The 18,318-nt window shown below is 74.9% G+C and carries 14 protein-coding genes; 12 read left to right on the top strand and 2 right to left on the bottom strand.

From position 1 onward, the window contains the following. Positions 1–193 precede the first annotated feature (193 nt). A complete protein-coding gene (locus tag ACFWXO_RS31540; protein ID WP_380527974.1) occupies positions 194–1,684 on the top strand; it encodes a S8 family serine peptidase in 1,491 nt (496 codons plus the stop codon). 251 nt (positions 1,685–1,935) lie between these two features. Here the strand turns inward: ACFWXO_RS31540 and ACFWXO_RS31535 are convergent, their stop codons facing one another. Beyond that, positions 1,936–2,838, bottom strand: a complete 903-nt coding sequence (locus ACFWXO_RS31535) for a HipA family kinase (protein ID WP_380527969.1) — start codon at positions 2,836–2,838, stop codon at positions 1,936–1,938. A 90-nt stretch (positions 2,839–2,928) separates the two neighbouring features. Between ACFWXO_RS31535 and ACFWXO_RS31530 the strand changes: the two genes are divergently transcribed. From ACFWXO_RS31530 to ACFWXO_RS31490, 9 genes are all read left to right on the top strand, one after another. After that, on the top strand, positions 2,929–3,369 hold the full coding sequence (locus tag ACFWXO_RS31530) for an SRPBCC family protein (protein WP_375893977.1): 441 nt from the start codon (positions 2,929–2,931) through the stop codon (positions 3,367–3,369). Between the two features lie 183 nt (positions 3,370–3,552). Next, positions 3,553–4,680, top strand: coding sequence for a glycosyltransferase (locus ACFWXO_RS31525; RefSeq protein ID WP_380527964.1), 1,128 nt, complete (start codon positions 3,553–3,555; stop codon positions 4,678–4,680). Between the two features lie 393 nt (positions 4,681–5,073). Next, complete coding sequence (locus ACFWXO_RS31520; RefSeq protein WP_380527961.1) at positions 5,074–6,597, top strand: sugar transferase; 1,524 nt, start codon at positions 5,074–5,076, stop codon at positions 6,595–6,597. Positions 6,598–6,603: 6 nt separating this feature from the next. Beyond that, the gene (locus tag ACFWXO_RS31515; protein WP_380527958.1) at positions 6,604–7,920 is read left to right on the top strand and encodes an O-antigen ligase family protein; all 1,317 of its coding nucleotides are present in this window, start codon (positions 6,604–6,606) and stop codon (positions 7,918–7,920) included. Beyond that, the gene (locus ACFWXO_RS31510; protein WP_380527955.1) at positions 7,917–9,686 is read left to right on the top strand and encodes a lipid II flippase MurJ; all 1,770 of its coding nucleotides are present in this window, start codon (positions 7,917–7,919) and stop codon (positions 9,684–9,686) included. Before ACFWXO_RS31515 ends, ACFWXO_RS31510 begins: the two co-directional genes overlap by 4 nt. Continuing rightward, entirely contained in the window at positions 9,676–10,527 is an 852-nt protein-coding gene (locus tag ACFWXO_RS31505) for a polysaccharide deacetylase family protein (protein ID WP_375893967.1), read from the top strand. The genes ACFWXO_RS31510 and ACFWXO_RS31505 overlap by 11 nt, the downstream gene beginning before the upstream one ends. Then, positions 10,524–11,639 (top strand): glycosyltransferase, encoded by a 1,116-nt coding sequence (locus tag ACFWXO_RS31500; protein WP_375893964.1) that lies wholly within the window; start codon positions 10,524–10,526, stop codon positions 11,637–11,639. The genes ACFWXO_RS31505 and ACFWXO_RS31500 overlap by 4 nt, the downstream gene beginning before the upstream one ends. A gap of 46 nt (positions 11,640–11,685) precedes the next feature. Beyond that, positions 11,686–12,540, top strand: coding sequence for a Wzz/FepE/Etk N-terminal domain-containing protein (locus ACFWXO_RS31495; RefSeq protein WP_375893961.1), 855 nt, complete (start codon positions 11,686–11,688; stop codon positions 12,538–12,540). Continuing rightward, positions 12,537–13,697 carry a GNAT family N-acetyltransferase gene (locus ACFWXO_RS31490; protein WP_380396292.1) on the top strand — a complete coding sequence of 387 codons (1,161 nt, stop codon included), beginning with the start codon at positions 12,537–12,539 and terminating at the stop codon, positions 13,695–13,697. Before ACFWXO_RS31495 ends, ACFWXO_RS31490 begins: the two co-directional genes overlap by 4 nt. Before the next feature lie 7 nt (positions 13,698–13,704). Here ACFWXO_RS31490 and ACFWXO_RS31485 read toward each other — a convergent pair whose 3' ends face one another. Next, complete coding sequence (locus ACFWXO_RS31485) at positions 13,705–14,946, bottom strand: glycoside hydrolase family 26 protein (RefSeq protein ID WP_380527949.1); 1,242 nt, start codon at positions 14,944–14,946, stop codon at positions 13,705–13,707. 370 nt (positions 14,947–15,316) lie between these two features. On the opposite strand from ACFWXO_RS31485, the gene ACFWXO_RS31480 reads away from it, so the two are divergent. Then, positions 15,317–16,297, top strand: a complete 981-nt coding sequence (locus ACFWXO_RS31480; RefSeq protein ID WP_375893955.1) for a hypothetical protein — start codon at positions 15,317–15,319, stop codon at positions 16,295–16,297. A gap of 206 nt (positions 16,298–16,503) precedes the next feature. Beyond that, positions 16,504–18,102, top strand: coding sequence for an ABC-F family ATP-binding cassette domain-containing protein (locus ACFWXO_RS31475; protein ID WP_375893952.1), 1,599 nt, complete (start codon positions 16,504–16,506; stop codon positions 18,100–18,102). Positions 18,103–18,318: the final 216 nt, after the last annotated feature.

Here is an 18,318-nt window from a genome sequence, read left to right as displayed (position 1 = left end):
ATCACTTTTTAACAATCTTGAACCCTGTTCCGCCTGTTGACCGGTGGAGCGCGAACCTCCGTTGTTGGTCTAGATGTGACGATTAGATGACTACCTCTTGCGCTTATCAGCGAATATTCATTAACGTCCCGGTCATCCCAGCGCACCTGCCACACCGCAGCTGCCGGATGACGACTCGGGAGGGCCAACCCCAATGAGAGTTCCTCGGATCAGCCGGACCCGCTACGCGGCTGTGGGCCTGGTGCTCGCGACCGCCGGAGCTCTCGCGCTCCCGGCCGGCACCGCCGTCGCGGCGCCCACCGGCGACTCGACGACCGGTCCGCTGCTCAGCTACGTCGTCAACACCAAGGCCAACCACGGCCAGGTGCAGAAGGTGGAGAAGGCCGTCACCGCCCTCGGCGGCACGGTGGTCCAGTCGTACGACCAGGTCGGCGTCATCGTCGCCCGCTCCAACGACACCAAGTTCGCGGAGAAGCTGCGTCTGGCCAAGGGCGTCGACTCGGTCGGCGCCAGCCGCACCAAGGGCATCCTCGCCGCCGACCAGACCAAGGCCGAGGTCGCCGCCGAGCCGACCGGTGCCGCCGCCGCCGCGAACGGCCAGGAGCCGTACGAGCCCAACCAGTGGGACATGCGCCAGATCGGCGTCGACAAGGCGCACAAGATCTCGCTGGGCAGCCGCAACGTCACCGTCGGCGTGCTGGACTCCGGCATCGACGCCACCCACGAGGACCTGGCCGCCAACGTGGACGCCTCGCAGTCGGTCTCCTGCATCGACGGCAGGACGAACACCGACTGGAAGGCGTGGCAGCCGACCACCAGCGACCACGGCACCCACGTCGCCGGCACGATCGCCGCCGCCAAGAACGGCAAGGGCATCGTCGGCATCGCCCCGAACGTCAAGCTGGCCGCGGTCAAGGTCGTCGACGACGGTGGCTTCATCTACCCGGAGAACGCGGTCTGCGGCTTCGTCTGGGCCGGCGAGCACGGCTTCAAGGTGACGAACAACAGCTACTACGTCGACCCGTGGATGTTCAACTGCCCGAACGACAAGGACCAGGCCGCGATCTCGGACGCCGTCCGCAAGGCCGTCGCCTTCTCGCAGCGCAAGGGCGTCCTGAACGTCGCCGCCGCCGGTAACGAGAACATCGACCTGGCGCACAAGACCACCGACGTCTCCAGCCCGGACGACACCAAGCCCGGCACCCGCCCGGTCACCAACGACTGCCTGTCGCTGCCGACCGAGCTGCCCGGCGTGATCGCGGTCTCCGCGGTCGGCGTCAACGGCGACAAGTCGTACTACTCCAGCTACGGCAAGGGCGTCGTCACCGTCGCCGCGCCGGGTGGTGACGCCCGCTACCAGATCCCGGACACCCCGGACAAGAACGGTCGCATCCTGTCGACCATCCCGGGCAACAAGTACGGGTACATGCAGGGCACCTCGATGGCCACCCCGCACGTCACCGGCGTGGTCGCGCTGCTCGCCAGCACCTTCCCGTGGGCCAGCCCGGACGAGCTCACCGAGCTGCTGACCAACCAGGCCGAGTCCCACGCCTGCCCGACCGGCGTCTACAACCCGGGCAACACGGGCCAGTTCAAGGCCACCTGCGAGGGCGGCGCGGACGACAACGGCTTCTACGGCGCGGGCATCATCAACGCCGAGAAGGCGGTCCAGTGGTGGCGCTGACGCGCTGACCACCCGGCGCTGAACACCGAGCGCTGACCACCGAACGCCGAGCTGGGGGGGGGGGGGCCGGGGCCCCCCCCCCCCCCGCGGGCGGGGCCCCCCCCCCCCCCCCGCGGCCGCCCCCCCCCCCCCCCCCCGGCCCCGCCCCCCGGCGGGGGGGGGGGGGCCCCGGGCCCCCCCCCCCCAGCGGCGTTCCGGCCCCGCGCGCACCCGGCGTTCCGGCCCCACGCGCACCAGGCGGTCCGGCCGGGCTACTCCCCGGCCTCGACGTGGTGCTCCCAGACCGTCTCCACCGACGGCTTGCCGTGCAGGTCCGGCACCTCCTGCAGCCAGGCCGGCCGCCCGGCCCGGGTGCGGGCCGCGCGGCGCTGCTCCGCCTCGCGCAGCTGCGCGGGCGTGGCGAAGCCCTCCGGCAGCCACTGCGGGGAGAGCACCGCCCGGGCGGCCAGGTGGGTGACGTACGCGTGCCGGACGGCGTCCACCGAGTCGAAGCCGGGCTCGTCGGCCAGCCACTCGTCCGGGACCAGTGCCACCACCTGCTCCAGCAGGTCGACGGTGACCAGCGGCCCGAGGTCCTCGTCGGCCAGCCGGACGTCCGGGGCGCAGGCGCCCAGCGCGTGCGCGCTGAGGTCGTACCGCTTGCCGACGGACGCCCCGGCGGTGGCCCAGCGGTGGTGGAAGATCAGCGCGGCGCCGTTGTCGATCAGCCAGAGCCGCTGGTGCCAGACCATCAGGTTGGGGTTGTGCACGGTGCGGTCGACGTTGCCGGTGAGCGCGTCCAGCCAGACCACCCGTCCCGCCTCTGCGGAGTCCACCGGGATCGCCCCGGGCCGGTAGTCGGCGGCCCCGGGCAGCAGGTCCATTCCGAGGTTGAGCCCGGCGCTGGCCTTGAGCAGGTCCTGGATCTCGGTGTCCGGTTCGTCGGCGGCCACCGCCGGATCGAAGTCCACCAGCCGCAGCTCCGGCACCCGCAGTCCGAGCCGCCGGGCCAGCTCGCCGACGATCACCTCGGCCACCAGTGCCTTGCGGCCCTGGGCGGCGCCGGTGAACTTGACCACGTACGTTCCCAGGTCGTCGGTCTCCACGACGCCCGGCACCGAGCCCCCGGCCCGCAGCGGGTCCACGTAGCGCAGCGCAGTCACCAGATCGAGCACACCCGCCACCCTATCCCGCCGTGCCACGTGATTGGCTTGCCGCTGAGACCGGTACGCAGAGCGGTACCCACCACACGAGGAGAGCAAGGCATGGGACAGGTGCAGGCCACCACCGAGCGGATCTACGACGCCGCGCCCGAGCGGGTGTACGAGGCGCTGGCCGACTACCAGGTGACCCGCCCGAAGCTGCTGCCCGCGCAGTACAGCGAGTACGAGGTCCGGGTCGGCGGTACCGGCGCCGGCACCCAGGTGCACTGGAAGCTGCAGGCCACCGAGAAGCGGGTGCGCGACTGCCTGTTCACCGTCTCGTCGCCGCAGCCGGACCAGCTGGTGGAGAAGGACGCCAACTCCAGCATGGTGATCACCTGGACCGTCGCGGCCGCCGGCGAGGGCCGCACCAAGGTCACCGTCACCGCCACCTGGCAGGGCGCCACCGGCATCGGCGGCTTCTTCGAGCGCACCTTCGCCCCCAAGGGCCTGAACCGGATCCACGACCAGGTGCTGGCCAACCTGGCCGCCGAGGTGCGCTGACCCGGGGTTCCCGCCCGACCCGGGGGAATCGCCCGGAGTTTCGAGCGGCTCGTCCGCCCGTACGAGCCGAAAGCCGTACGGGTGGACGGCCCACCACCTGCGGGTGACGGGGGCCGCCCCGCACGGGGGAGCCATCCTAGGCTCGCCGCCGTGCATATGACGATCCTTCACATTTCACAGCCAGTGGACGGCGGAGTCGCCCGCGTCGTCGTCGATCTGGTCCGGGGGCAGCGCGAGGCCGGGCACCGGGTGCTGGTCGCCTGCCCGCGCGGCGGGCGGCTGGCCGAGGAGGCCGCCGCGGTCGGCGCGCTGGTCCAGGACTGGCCCGCGGACCGCTCGCCCGGCCCGGGCACCGCCGCCGAGGCCTGGCGGCTGCGCCGGATCGTCCGGGCCGCCGGACCGGACGTGGTCCACCTGCACAGTGCCAAGGCCGGGCTGGCCGGCCGGCTGGCCGTGCGCGGCGCGGTGCCGACCGTCTTCCAGCCGCACGCCTGGTCCTTCGCCGCCGTGGACGGCGCGATGGCCGCCGCGACCCTGCGCTGGGAGCGCTTCGCGAGCCGCTGGGCGCACCGGCTGCTGTGCGTCAGCGTCCAGGAGCGGGCCGACGGCGTGGCCGCGGGGGTGCACGCCGACTGGGCGGTGGTGCCCAACGGCGTCGACGTCCGCCACTACGCGCCGGCCGACCGCCGGGCCGCCCGGATCGCGCTCGGGCTGGACCTGGACGCCCCGCTCGCGGTCTGCGTCGGGCGGCTGTGCCGGCAGAAGGGCCAGGACGTGCTGCTGGCCGCCTGGCCGGAGGTGCTGCGCCGGGTGCCGCAGGCCCGGCTGGCGCTGGTCGGCGGCGGGCCGGACGAGCAGCGGCTGGCGGAGACGGTCCGGGAGTCGGCCGAGCCGTGCCGGGTCCGGCTGGTCGGGGACGTACCGGATCCGCGCCCGTGGCTGGCGGCGGCCGACCTGGTGGTGCTGCCCTCGCGCTGGGAGGGGATGGCGCTGGCGCCGCTGGAGGCGATGGCGGCGGCCCGGCCGGTGCTGCTGACGGACGTGCCGGGGGCCCGGGAGTGCCTGCCGCCGGCGGAGCGCACGCAGTCGGTGCTGCCGCCCGAGGACGCGGACGCGCTCGCCACCCGGATGGCCGAAGCGCTGTCCGACCCGATCGAGTGCGAGCGACGCGGTGCCCGGCTGCGCGAGCACGTGACGGCCCGGCACGACGTCCGCACGGTGGTCGAACAGGTGGACGTCCTGTACCGCCACCTGCTGGGGGCCGGACCGGCGGCCGGACGGCGCAGGACCCGTGTCCCAGAGCGGATCTGATCGTTTCACATGCCGTGAATCCCCGCCGTTCCGGCGCCGGCGCATTCGCACCCTCAACCGGAAATGGAAGAGGCGTTAAATCCGAAATACCTATTAATGGGCGGCTGGAATGAAACGGCAAGTCAACTTCCGGCGCACATGCCTTGGTTCGGTATTGTCGGATTTTGCCTGCTTCGTTTCGATTTCACCCCGGGAATTCCTGTCCGGGCCCTTCGCAGCCGCGTCCGTGGTGACCAGCCCTTCCGCGATCGGCCCCCTCGCCGGAGAACCGAAAGCCGCCAGCGATGGCAGGTGCTGTCAGGACCGCGCCCACCGGGCCGGGACGGCCGCCCCGTGCCGATCGGTGCCGGGGCACCGCCACCCCGGGCACACAGCAGGGGAGTTCGTGCGCTGATGACCATTGACCACGACAGCGTGCCGCGATCCGGCGGGCCCCTGTCCGGACCGCAGCTGCGCGGCACCGGGCTGCTCGACCGGCCGACCCGTACGGCGTACACCCGGGCGGTGGCGTCGCCCCGCCGGCACCGCCGGGCCTGCCGCTCCCGGCTCGCCCTGCCGCTCGCGCTGGTCCAGGTCGACGCGATCGCACTCTGCACCGGCACCGGCATCGCCAACCGCGCGATCGACCCGACCGCCCCGCTCGCCCCGCTGCTCGGCGCCGCCGCCGTCCTGCCCCTGCTCCTGCTGCTCAACCTGGCCGGCGGCCTCTACCGCACCCGGCTCACCCTGTCGGTCCTGGACGAACTCCCCGCCCTGGCCGTCCGCGCCGTGGTCGCCACCGCCTTCGCCGTCACCCTGGCCGGCTGCCTGGACGGGCGCTGGCCCGACTGCGGCCCGGCCACCCCGGCCCGGCTCACCGTCCTGCTCGGCGCCCAACTGCTGATCGCGGCCCTCGGCCGCGCCGTCCTCTACCACCTGGTCCGGCGGATCCGCCGCGGCCGCCCCGCCCCCGTCCTGGTGCTCGGCGCCGGCCGGCTCGGCCGCAAGGTCGCCGCCGCGCTCAGCCAGCACGGCGAGTACGGCATGCGCCCGGTCGGCTTCCTGGACGCCGACCCGCCGCTGCTGGCCGACGACACCGACCCGCCCGTGCTCGGCGGCCGCGAGGTGCTGGAGCGCGAGGTCCGCCGGCACCGGATCCACCACGTCATCGCCACCGCCGGCGCGGCCGACGAGGCCGAGACCGCCGCCGCCCTGCGCGATGCCGTCCGGCTCGGCTGCCAGGTCTGGCTGGTGCCCGCGCTGCGCGAGCACGGCTCGCTGCCCACCGCCCCGATCGCCGGCGGCGACCACCTCTGGGGCTTCCCCTGTCTGCGCCTCGGCAGCCCGGCCATGCGCCGCCCCGGCTGGGCCGCCAAGCGCGCCCTGGACGTCACCGCCGCCGGGTTCGGCCTGCTGCTGCTCGCCCCCGTCCTGGCCCTGTGCGCCCTCGCCGTCCGCTTCGACACCGGCCCCGGCGTGCTCTTCCGCCAGCAGCGCACCGGCCTGGACGGCCGGGTCTTCACCGTCCTCAAGTTCCGCACCCTGCGCCCCAGCAACGAGCACGAGTCGGCGACCCGCTGGAACATCTCCCAGGACCACCGGATGGGCGCCGTCGGCCGCCTGCTGCGCAAGAGCTCGCTGGACGAGCTGCCGCAGCTCTGGAACATCCTGCGCGGCGACATGAGCCTGGTCGGCCCGCGCCCCGAACGCCCCTACTTCGTCATGCGGTTCAGCCAGGCCTACCCCGAGTACGGCGACCGGCACCGCGTCCCGGTCGGCCTCACCGGCCTCGCCCAGGTCAACGGCCTGCGCGGGGACACCTCGATCGAGGAGCGGGCCCGCTTCGACAACCGCTACATCGAGAGCTGGAGCCTCTGGCAGGACGTCAAGATCCTGTGCCGCACGGCGGCCCTGATGCTCCACCCGGACGGGAGCTGACCCCGCGTGGCCCTGACCTTCCCGGCCCTTCCCCGGCCCGTCTTACGGCGGGCCCTGCCGGCCCTCGCGGACCGGTCCAGCCTGCTCGCCGCGGCCACCGTCCTGCTGGTGTGCGTGCCCGCGGGGGAGAAGGACGTCACCGCGGCCGTCCACGTCACCGCCGCCGACGTCGCCTCGCTCGCCCTGGTCGCCCTCACCGCGCTCAACCTGCTGCGCGGGCGCCTGCCCGCGATCAGCCGCACCACCTGCGCGCTGTTCGGCGGCATCGTGGCCGCCGCCGCCGTCGCCACCCTCGGCTCGATCGACCCGGCCACCAGCCTCACCGGCTTCGTCCGGCTCACCCAGGTGTTCGTCCTGGTGCCGGCCGCCGTGCTCTGCTCGCTGCGCGACCGCACCGACCAGCGGCTCGTCCTCGGCTCCTTCGTGCTGGCCGCGCTGATCCAGGGCGTGGTCGGGGCGAACCAGTACCTCACCCGCACCGGCGCCTCCTACACCGGCCAGCCGATCCGGGCCGTCGGCACCTTCGGCGCGCTGGACATCATGGCGATGTCCACCGTGGTCAGCTACGGCCTGCTCGCCGCCCTCGCCCTCGCCCTCGGCGAGCGAGGTCCCGGCGGCGACGTACGGCTGCGCCGGGTGATGTTCGCCGCCGCCGCCTTCCTGGCCTTCCCGCTCGCCGTCTCGTTCAGCCGCGGTAGCTGGATCGCCACCGGCGCCGCCGTCACCGTGCTGCTGCTGCGCGCCGACGCCCGGCTGCTGGTGCGCAGCGCCGTGCTGGGCCTGGCCGCCGCGGTCGTCCTGATCGGCGGCCTCGGGCTCGGGGCCTCCGGCGTCACCGAGCGGCTCAGCTCGATCGGCTCCGTCTCCGCCGCACCCGACCAGTCCGTCTCCGACCGCTACGACCTGTGGGCCACCGCCGGGCGGATCTGGCAGGACCACCCCGTCCACGGCGCCGGGCCGAAGGCCTTCCCCAGGCTGCGCGACAGCCACGCCCCGCTGCGGCTCTCCTCCGGCAGCGACGCCGCCGACTCCACCATCGGCTTCCAGCGCGAACCGCTGCTCTCCCCGCACAACATGTACTTCCTGGTGCTCAGCGAACAGGGCCTGATCGGCATCACCGCCTACGCCGCGCTCTTCCTCGGCCTGCTGCTCGGCTGCCTGCGGCGCCGCCACACGACCTCGCTCGCCGCGCTCGCGCTGCTCACCTGGGTGCTGGTCGACTTCCTGTACGCCGACATCGGCGGCACCACCACCGTGCTGACCTCCGTCGTCCTCGGCCTCGCGGCCCGCGCCGCCGTCCAGGAGCGGGCGATGCCCCGGTGACCACCGACCAGCCCGCGCTCGCCCCCGCCCTCCCGGCCCCGCGCAGCGCCCCCGCCGGGCCGCCCGCCGCCGCCGAGCCGCCCGCGGCCGGGCCGGAGCGGCCGTCCCGGGGCGGCTTCCTCGTCAAGGCCTTCGGCGTCACCGCCGTGCTCAGCGCCGCCGGCTCGGGCCTCGGGCTGCTGCGCGACCTCCTGCTGGCCCGCTACTTCGGCGCGAGCCAGGGCACCGACGCCTTCCTGGTCGCCTGGACCGTGCCCGAGACGGCCGCACCGCTGCTGATCGAGGACGCCATGTCCTTCCTGATGGTGCCCGCCTTCGCCCTCGCCCTGGTGCTGCGCGAGGAGGACCCGGACGCCCCCGACCCGGTCCGCCAGCTGGTCCGCGCCACCCTGCCCTGGCTGCTGCTGGCCCTCAGCGGGCTCGCCCTGGCCGCCGCCCTCGGCGCCCCCCAGCTGGTGGAGCTGCTCGCCCCCGGCCTGCCCGACCCGGGCCTGGCCGTCGCCTGCACCCGGATCACCGCGATCACCGTGCTGCCCTTCGGCGTGGCCGGCTACCTGGCCGCCGCGCTGCGCGCCCACCACAGCTTCACCGCCCCCGCGGGCATCTACGTCGCCTACAACCTCGGCATCCTGGCCCTGCTGTTCGGCTTCCACGGCGTCCTCGGGGTCCGCTCCGCCGCCCTCGGCGTGGCGCTCGGCAGCCTGCTGATGGCCGTCCTGCTGGTCGGCCCGTTCCTGCGGCACCTGCGGACCGGGCCGGCCGCGGCCGGCCGCACCCGGCGCAGCCGCAACGCGCTGGTGCTGATGCCGCTGGCCCTGCTGCCGGTGGCCGCCTTCACGCTGACCCGGCAGTCCCAGGTCTTCGTCGAGCGCTACCTCGGCTCGGCGCTGCCGCCCGGCACCATCTCGCACCTCAACTACGCCGCCAAGGTATCCCAACTCGCCATGACGGCGGGCATCCTGATCTGCACCGTCACCTTCCCGCTGGTCGCCCGGGCACTCGCGGCGGGGGACCTCACCGCGGCCCGCGACCGGGTCGAGAAGGACCTCGGGCAGGCCGCCGCGGTCGTGCTGCTCGGCACCGCCTTCCTGATGGCCTGTGCCCCCTCGGCGGTCTCGCTGCTGTTCGAGCGCGGCGCCTTCGGCCCGGGGGACACCGCAGCCACCGCCGCCGTCATCCGGGTGTACAGCTTCGGCCTGCCCGCCCAGGCGCTGATCGGCGTGATGATCCGCCCGTACTTCTCGCTCCGCCCGGTGGTCCGCCGGGCCGACGACCCGCGCCGCGAGGACGGCGGGCGCCGGCTGCTGGACTGGTACCCGGTCGCCGCGATGCTGCTCGGCCTCGGGGTGACCGTCACCGTCGGCCTGCTCGCCACGCCCCGGTTCGGGGCGCTCGGCCTGGCCGCCGGCAACGCGAGCGGGATCACCGCCACCGCCGCGCTGCTGCTGCGCGGGCTGGTGCTGCGCGGCATCCCGCTGCGGCTGCGCCGGGTGCTCGGCGACCACGGCCGGCTGGTGCTGGCCGCCGCCGGGGGCGCCGTCGCGGGCGCCGCCGCCGCGAGCCTGTCGGCCGACCCGCTGCTCTCGACCCTCTCCGGTGGCCTGACCGTGGTGCTGGCCTTCGCCGCCCTCGGCACCGGGCTCCGGGCCCGCGAGGTGCGCGGTCCGGTGCTGGCCGCCGCCCGGGCCGTGGGGCTCGGGCCCGACCGGCGGGCCCTGAACCTGCCGACCGTCCCCGACGAAGGGAAGTCTCCCCATGGACGATGAGCGGGGATCCGTCCGTCCGGCCCTGGCGGGCGTCACCGACGCCCCGCCCGACCGGGCGCGACTGCCCAGAAGCCGCCGCCAGGCCGGCGGACCCGCCCTGCCCGGCTCCTCCTCGCCGTGGATCCTGATGTACCACTCGGTGGCGGTCGAGGAGGAGGACCCGTACCAACTCACCGTCAGCCCCGAGCGGTTCGCCGAGCAGATCGCCTGGCTGCACCGGCGCGGCCGGCGCGGCGTCTCGGTCCGCGAGCTGATGCGGGCCCGCGCCCAGGGGCAGGACGACAAGCTGGTCGGCCTGACCTTCGACGACGGCTACGCGGACTTCGCCCGGTACGCCGTCCCGATCCTCCAGGCGTACGGCTTCACCGCCACCGCGTACGTGGTCGCCGACCTGCTCGGCCAGGACAACGGCTGGGACACCGAGGGTCCGCGCAAGAAGCTGCTCACCGTCCAGGAGGTCACCGAACTCGCCTCCGCTGGCTGGGAGATCGGCTCGCACGGCCTCGGCCACCAGGCGCTGCCCGGGCTGCCCGCCGAGGTCCTCGGGGTGCAGACCCGGGAGAGCCGGCGCCTGCTGGAGGAGGTCGTCGGCGGTCCGGTCACCGGCTTCTGCTACCCGTACGGTGCCGTCGACCGGCCCGCCGCCGAGGCGGTGCGCGAGGCCGGCTACGACTACGCCTGCGCGATCGCCCACTCCCCGCTCACCGGCCGCTTCGCGCTGCCCCGCTGCTACGTCGGCGACCGGGACGGCGCCTGGCGGCTGCGCGCCAAGAAGGCCCGGCACCGGCTGCGCGACGCCGTCACCTCGCTCAAGCGCGGGCGGCGGGAGCGTCGGCCGTGAAGGTGCTGCACATCGTCACCGGGCTCGCCTCCGGCGGTGCCGAGCGCCAACTGCACCTGCTGCTGCGGCACCTGCCGCCGCACCAGCGCTGCGAGGTGCTCGCGCTGACCAACCCGGGCACGGTCGCGGACGCGCTGCGCGCCGACGGCGTGACCGTCCACCACCTCGGCATGCGCGGCAACCGGGACCTCGGGGCGCTGCCCCGGCTGGTGCGGGTGGTCCGGGCCGGCCGCTACGACCTGGTGCACACCCACCTCTACCGCGCCCAGCTGTACGGCCGGCTGGCCGCGCGGCTCGCCGGGGTGCGGGCGGTGGTGTCCACCGAGCACTCGCTGCACGCTGGGGTGATCGAGGGCCGCCCGGTCACTCGGGGCGTCAAGGGCCTCTACCTGGCCGCCGAACGGCTCGGCAGCACCACCGTGGCGGTGTCCCGGCAGGTCGCCCAGACCCTGCGCTCCTGGGGCGTCCCGCCGGCCCGGATCGAGCTGATCCCCAACGGCATCGACACCGCCGGCTACCGCCGGCCGCCCGCCGAGCGGGCCGCCGCCCGCCGCCGGATCCGGGCCGAACTCGGCCTGCCGGAGGGCGGTTGGGTGGTCGGCGGGGTCGGCCGGCTGGTGCCGGGCAAGCGCTTCGAGGTGCTGCTGGCGGCGCTCGCCGAACTCGACCCGGGGACCAGGCTGCTGCTGGTCGGCGAGGGCCCCGAGCGGGCCGGGCTGGAGCGCCGGGCGGCCGAACTCGGCGTCCGGGAGCGGCTGGTGCTCACCGGCGAGCGGGACGACGTGCCCGACCTGCTGGCCGCGATGGACGTGCTGGCGGCCCCCTCCACCGCGGAGACCTTCGGCCTGGGCGTACTGGAGGGCCTCGCGGCCGGGCTCCCGGTGCGGCACAGCGCCTGCCCGGCGCTGGACGAACTGCCGCCCAGCGCCGCCCCGCAGGCCCGCCGGATCCCCTCCGAGCCCGCCGCGTACGCCGCCGCCCTGCGCGACCTGCGGCAGCTGAGCGGCCACATCGCCGACCCGCTGCCGCACCCCCCGGCCGTCGGCCACTACGACATCGCCCGGGTCGCCGCCGACCTGGGCGCCCTCTACGACCGGCTGGCCCGCGCCTGAGCCGCCCGCCGCCGGACCGCCGTACCAGACCCAAGGAGCCACACCCATGACCACACCGCGCCGAAGCGCCCGCCACCTGGTCCGCCGCTGGTGGCCGGTGGCGCTCGCGGTGCCGCTCGGCGCCGCGGCCGGCGCCGGGTACGCCGTCGTCTCGCCCCCCTCGTACGCCGCCAGCGCCTACGTCCTCGTGGTGCCGCAGAACCCGGGGGAGGCGTCGACCGCCACCAACTTCGCCCAGGCGTACGGCCGGCTCGCGGGCCAGCCGCAGGTGCTCACGGTCGCGGCCGCCGAGACCGGCCACACCCGGTCCGAGCTGGAGTCCCTGGTCTCCGGGACGACCTCCCCGGACGCCCCGATGATCGAGATCACCGGCACCGGGAGGAAGGCCCAGGAGGCCGCCCGGACCGCCGACGCGGTGGCCCGCTCGCTGGTCGCCTTCGCCAACACCAGCAGCAGGGACACCAACGTCCGGCTGGTCACGCTGGCCCCGGCCGCCGAGCCGGACAAGCCGACCACGCCCTCCGGCAAGCTGGACGTCGCGGTCGGCGCCGCGGCCGGGCTGCTGCTCGGGTCGCTGGTGCTGATGACCCGCCGGCGCGGCGGCCCGGACGGCCCCGGGGCCGCGGAGGCCCCCACGGCTCCCGCGCCGACCGGGACCGCCGAGCCGACCGGGACTCCCGAGGCCCCCGCCCCGGCCCCCGCCCCGGACCCGGCCCCCGCCGCGCCCCGCCCGCGGGCCGAGGAGCCGGCCGGCAAGGCCCGCCCGAGGACCGGGCCGACGCCGGAGCCGGCGGGCGAGCCGAAGGCCGGTGCGAAGGACGGGGCGAAGCCCGAGCCCGAGCCCGCCGCCGCGCCCGAGCGTCCGGCCAAGGAGAAGGCCGCGGCCCGGAGCGGACGATGAGCACCGAGACCCGCGCCGCCGGCCTCCCGGCCCAGTCCGCCGCGCCCGTCTGGACCACCGAGCTGCACCGCGAGGACGACGCGCTGGACACCGTCGCCGAGGAGTGGGACGACCTGGCGGCCCGCTGCCGCACCGCCACCTTCTTCCAGGCCGCCGCCTGGCAGCGCTCCTGGTGGCGCCACTACGGCCGCCCCGGCGCGCTGCTGGTGGTGCTGGTCAGGCGGGACGGCCGACTGGTCGGCGCCGGTGCCTTCCTGCGCCGCGGCGGCCCGTTCGGCGGCCTCACCGGCCTCGGCGCCGGGCTGGTCGACTACGGCGACGTCCTGCTGGACGACGACTGCGCCGACCGGGCCGCCGCCGAGTTCGCCGCCGCCCTTCCGCTCACCCGCCCCTGGCACTGGCTGGAGCTGCGCGAGGTGCACCCCGAGGCCGCGGTGCAGCGGGTCTACGAGCACTGGCGCGGCACCCGCCGCAGCCACCAGGACTCGCTCTGCCAGTACCTGCCGGCCGTCCCGATGGAGCGGCTGCTCAAGCGGGTGCCCGGCAAGACGGCCCAGCGCAGCCGGGTGAAGCTGCGCAAGATCGCCGAGGCCGGGGTGCAGGTCCGGTCCACGCCGGTCGAGGAGGTCCCGGCCGCGCTGGAGGGGCTGCTGCGGCTGCACTTCCTCCAGTGGCAGCAGCGCGGCGTCACCGCCGAGCACCGCACCGAGCGCTTCGCCCGGCACCTGACCGAGTCCACCACCGGCCTGGTCGCCACCGGCCGGGCGGCCGTCCACCAGTTCCACCTGGACGGCGAGCTGGTCGCGGTCAACCTGCTGCTGCTCTGCCCGTCCTTCGGCGGGCTGTACATGTACGGCGCCCACCCGGCGTTGCGCGAGCGGCTGGACATCGCCGGGCTGCTGTTCAGCGCGGCCCTGGACGAGACGGTCGGCGCGGGCATCCCGGTGCTCGGCCTGCTGCGCGGCCAGGAACCGTACAAGCAGCGCTGGCGGCCGGACCGGATGCCCAACCGGCGGCTGCTGCTGGGCCCGGCCGGAGCGGCCCCGGCGGCCGTCGCCCGGTCCGCTGCGGTGCTGGCCCGGCAGGCGGCGGCGCACCAGCTGCGCACCCGCTTCCCCCGGCTCAAGGAGGCGCTGCTGGCCCGCCGCCGGGCCTGACCGCCGCTCAGCGCCGGGACGGCGTCCGGGCCGGGGACGGGCTCGGCGAGGCCCCGGCCGACGGGCTCGCCGTGGCGGCGGGCGCGGTGGCCGGTGCAGTGGCCGGTGCGGTGGCGTCCGGCGTGGCGGTCCCCGACGGGGTGGGCGCGCCGGGCGGCCTCGGGACGACCGGCACGATCGGAGCGGGGGGCGCCGTCGGCACGACCGGCGGCGCCCCTTGCGAACCCGCCATCAGCTGCTTGAACGCCGCCGTCGAGCGCGGATTGCTGCGGCACTGGAAGAAGCCGTGCGGGCAGTAGTCGGTGACGGTCTGGTAGGCGGTGTCGTGGGTGCGCATCCAGTCGACCATCCGCCGGACGAACTCGGGGTTGTCGCCGTTGCGGAACAGCCCCCACTCCGGGTACGAGACCGGCTTGCCGTGCTTGGCCGCGAACTCCACCTGGTCCTGGAGGCCGTACGGCTCGCGCACGTAGTCGTCGAAGGTGCTCCCGGCCGGCTGGTCGTAGCTGTCCGTGCCGACGATGTCGACCACGTCGTCGCCGGGGTAGCACTTGGTCCACGGGATGGCGTCCAGGCCCCGGTTGGGGGTGAAGTCGAAGCGGAAGCGCTGCCCGGGCACCGAGCGCATCACCCCGACGATCCGGCGCCAGTAGGCCTTCCAGGCGGCCGGGTCGGGCTTGCAGCGGTGGGTGTAGGTGACGCCGTTCATCTCCCAGCCGAGGGTGAGCACGGTGTCCGCGCCGCCGAGCGCCACCAGCCGGCGGGCGAGCCGCAGGAAGTGGCTGTCGAAGTCCCCGCGGGCGCCCTGGCCCAGCAGCCTGGCGACCTCGCCGTCCGGCACGTTCGCCTCGTTGGGCACCAGCATCGGCACGCCGAGCACCAGCAGCCGGGACGGGTCGGCCAGCCGCCACTGCGACCACAGGCTGAGCACCACCGGCTCGCCCTCGATGTCCGCCCAGCTGTTGCCCGCCAGGTAGGTGTGGCCGACCTGCATGTTCGCGTTGCCCAGCCACTGGGCGTACTTGCCGATCTGCGGGATGTAGTCGTCCCAGGAGCCGACGAAGGCGCCGAACGGCGGCTCGTGCCGGGGCCGCTGGACCGGCGGGCGGGGGGTCGCGCCGCGCGGCTCGAAGGCGTCCGAGGAGAGGCTGTGCCGTTCGGTCCGGCTGAGCGGTGTCCCGGCCGGGACACTGGCCGTGGCCATCAGCAGCAGAGCGGCGGCGGCCAGCGTCAGGCGGCCCATGCGCATGGTCTCTCCTCCGGACGTCGCGGGAGCGGGGCGGGCGGGAGACGACACCGACGGACCGTCGCGCCACGCTCGCCGACAGTAGGCCCGGCGGAGGACGGAAAAGCCGAATGTCACCCTAAAGTGGGCGATATTCGAACGCCGTCTGCCGCAACACCCGTCCGGCCCGGCCCCGTGTATCAGCTCTGTAACGGTCCGGCGGGGTCCGCGGGGCCCGCCGCGCGGGGCCCCGCCGACCGGCCGGGGAGCCGACGGCGCAGGTGGGCGGGCGGGCGCACCGGGCGGGCGCGCACGGTCCGCCGTGCGGTCGCCGGTGGGCCCGGGCGGCGATTCCAGGCTGACTGGCGCACCCGCCGAAAGGTACGCTCCGGCCGTGTCCTGGAAGCCGCCGCGTGTCCTCACCCCCCGCTCGATCCTGCCTGCCCTGGCGGTGATGCTGGTCCTTGCGGCCGGTGCTGCGGCGCACGCGAACAAGCCGGTGCCGTTCGGCGACCGGGTGGCGGGGCCGGGGGACGCGGAGGCGACCCCGGTCAACTCGCAGTCGGTCAGCTCGGCCGACCTGGACCTGCGGGTGGTCGGCCCCGGCCTGGAGGCGTACCACAAGCAGACCGGCGAGCGGGCCTGGACGTACCGCCGCGAGGGCGCCGAGGCGCTCTACCTGGCGATGGCCGGGGACAACGCGATCGTGGTCTGGGACGACGGCCTGGTCACCTCCGTCCGCCCGGGCGACCACGAGGTGCGCTGGCACCGCGCCGTACCCGGCCTGGCCGACTACCTGCGCGCCGACGGCGAGCCGGGCGCCGACAAGCGCACCGACGCCCAGCGCAAGGACACCGCCAAGCAGCGGGCCGCGGCCGCGCTGCACACCGTGCAGCGGGACGGCTCGCCCTGGCTGGCCGTGGTGACGCCGACCCTGACCATGGGCCTGCGCGACGCCGACGGCGACCTGCGCTACAACGACCGGCCCTCCAACGGCTGCCTCTACGACCCGCTGCGCACCGTGCACACCGACTACGCCGTGCTCATCCCGCGGACCTGCACCAACAGCAGCGGGGTGGCCGTCTCCGGCGGCATCACCGGCTACCGGCTGGACAGCAACGGCTGGTCGATGATCACCGGCCCGGCCGCGACGGTGAAGGCGCTGGACGCCGGCCGGGTGGAGATCACCGACGGCCCGATCGTGCCGCCCAAGGTCTTCGACACCAAGGCGGCCGCCCCCGAGACCGGCTGCGCCAACCCGGACGCCCCGTTCGCCGCGGTCCGCCCCCAGGGCGGCTGCGCCGATCCCTCGGCGAGCCCGGCCGCCCCCGCCCCGAGCACCCCGGCGGACCCGGCGGCCACGCCGCAGCAGTAGCCGCGGGCGGGCCGGCGGGTACCCCGGGGCGGTACGCCCCCGGGGCGTTTCGCGCGGCCCGGTAGACTGGCCGTCATGGCTATCTTCTCCGGGCAATAGCGGGTGGTGGCGCCCGGTCCCGGCGCGCCGACCGCCGATGAAGCCCCCTTCCCGCCGCCCGGGTCCGCACCCGGCCGCCCGCCCACGTCCCAGGAGCAGTCCCAGCCATGATTTCCGCCAACGCCCTAGAGCTGCGCGCCGGTGCCCGGATCCTGATCGAGTCCGCGAACTTCAAGGTCGCCGCCGGCGACCGGATCGGCCTGGTCGGGCGCAACGGCGCCGGCAAGACCACGCTCACCAAGGTGCTGGCCGGTGAGGGCCTGCCCGCCGCCGGTACCGTCACCCGCTCGGGCGAGGTCGGCTACCTCCCGCAGGACCCGCGCACCGGCGACCTGGACGTCCTCGCCAAGGACCGCATCCTCTCCGCCCGCGGCCTCGACACCGTGCTGAAGAAGATGCGCGAGAACGAGGACCGGATGGCCAACGGCCAGGGCGCCACCCGGGACAACGCGATGAAGAAGTACGCGCGCCTGGAGACCGAGTTCCTCACCAAGGGCGGGTACGCCGCCGAGGCCGAGGCCGCCACCATCGCCGCGGCGCTGGGCCTGCCGGACCGCATCCTCGCCCAGCCGCTGCACACCCTCTCCGGTGGTCAGCGCCGCCGCGTCGAGCTCGCCCGGATCCTCTTCTCGGACTCCGACGTGCTGCTGCTCGACGAGCCCACCAACCACCTGGACGCGGACTCGATCGTCTGGCTGCGGGACTTCCTCAAGACGTACAAGGGCGGCTTCATCGTCATCTCGCACGACGTCGACCTGGTCGAGACGGTCGTCAACAAGGTCTTCTACCTGGACGCCAACCGCTCCGCCATCGACGTCTACAACATGGGCTGGCGGCAGTACCAGCAGCAGCGCGAGGACGACGAGAAGCGCCGCAAGCGCGAGCGGGCCAACGCGGAGAAGAAGGCCGCGACCCTGAACGCCCAGGCCGACAAGATGCGCGCCAAGGCGACCAAGACGGTGGCCGCGCAGAACATGGCCCGCCGCGCCGACAAGCTGCTCGCCGGCCTGGACCAGGTCCGGGTGAGCGACAAGGTCGCCAAGCTGCGCTTCCCGGACCCGGCGCCCTGCGGCAAGACCCCGCTGACCGCCAGCGGCCTGTCCAAGTCCTACGGCTCGCTGGAGATCTTCACCGACGTCGACCTGGCGATCGACCGGGGCTCCCGGGTCGTCGTGCTGGGCTTCAACGGCGCGGGCAAGACCACCCTGCTGCGGATGCTGGCCGGGGTGGAGCAGCCGGACACCGGAGAGGTGATCCCGGGCCACGGCCTCAAGATCGGCTACTACGCCCAGGAGCACGAGACGCTCGACCCCGAGCGCAGCGTGCTGGAGAACATGCGCTCGGCCGCGCCGGACACCGACCTGGTGCAGATCCGCAAGATCCTCGGCTCCTTCCTGTTCTCCGGCGACGACGTGGACAAGCCGGCCGGGGTGCTCTCCGGCGGTGAGAAGACCCGTCTGGCCCTGGCCACCCTGGTGGTCTCCTCGGCCAACGTGCTGCTGCTGGACGAGCCCACCAACAACCTCGACCCGGCCAGCCGCGAGGAGATCCTGGGCGCGCTGCGCGAGTTCTCCGGCGCGGTCGTGCTGGTCACCCACGACGAGGGCGCGGTCGAGGCGCTCGACCCGGAGCGGATCATCCTGCTGCCCGACGGGGTCGAGGACCTGTGGAACCCGTCGTACGCCGATCTGGTCTCGCTGGCCTGACCGGAAGTAGACGCCGGATCCGCTTTTCGGCCCAGAATATCTAGTCCTTTCGGCGTGTCCGGGAATGAAGAAGACCCGGATTCCGTTTAAGCACTTCCCGTGGGGGGGGGGCGCGCCCCCCGCGCGGGAGCGGGGCGCAAGGCCCGACGTTAGAAGAAAAGCAGAATGGCCCACAGCGGGCGGGGGGCGGGCACAGCGGGCAGCGCCCGCGGCCGC

Origin of the sequence: Kitasatospora sp. NPDC059088 (assembly GCF_042738155.1) — a bacterium.
GTDB lineage: Bacteria > Actinomycetota > Actinomycetes > Streptomycetales > Streptomycetaceae > Kitasatospora.
This window is presented reverse-complemented; position numbering and strand designations above follow the sequence as displayed.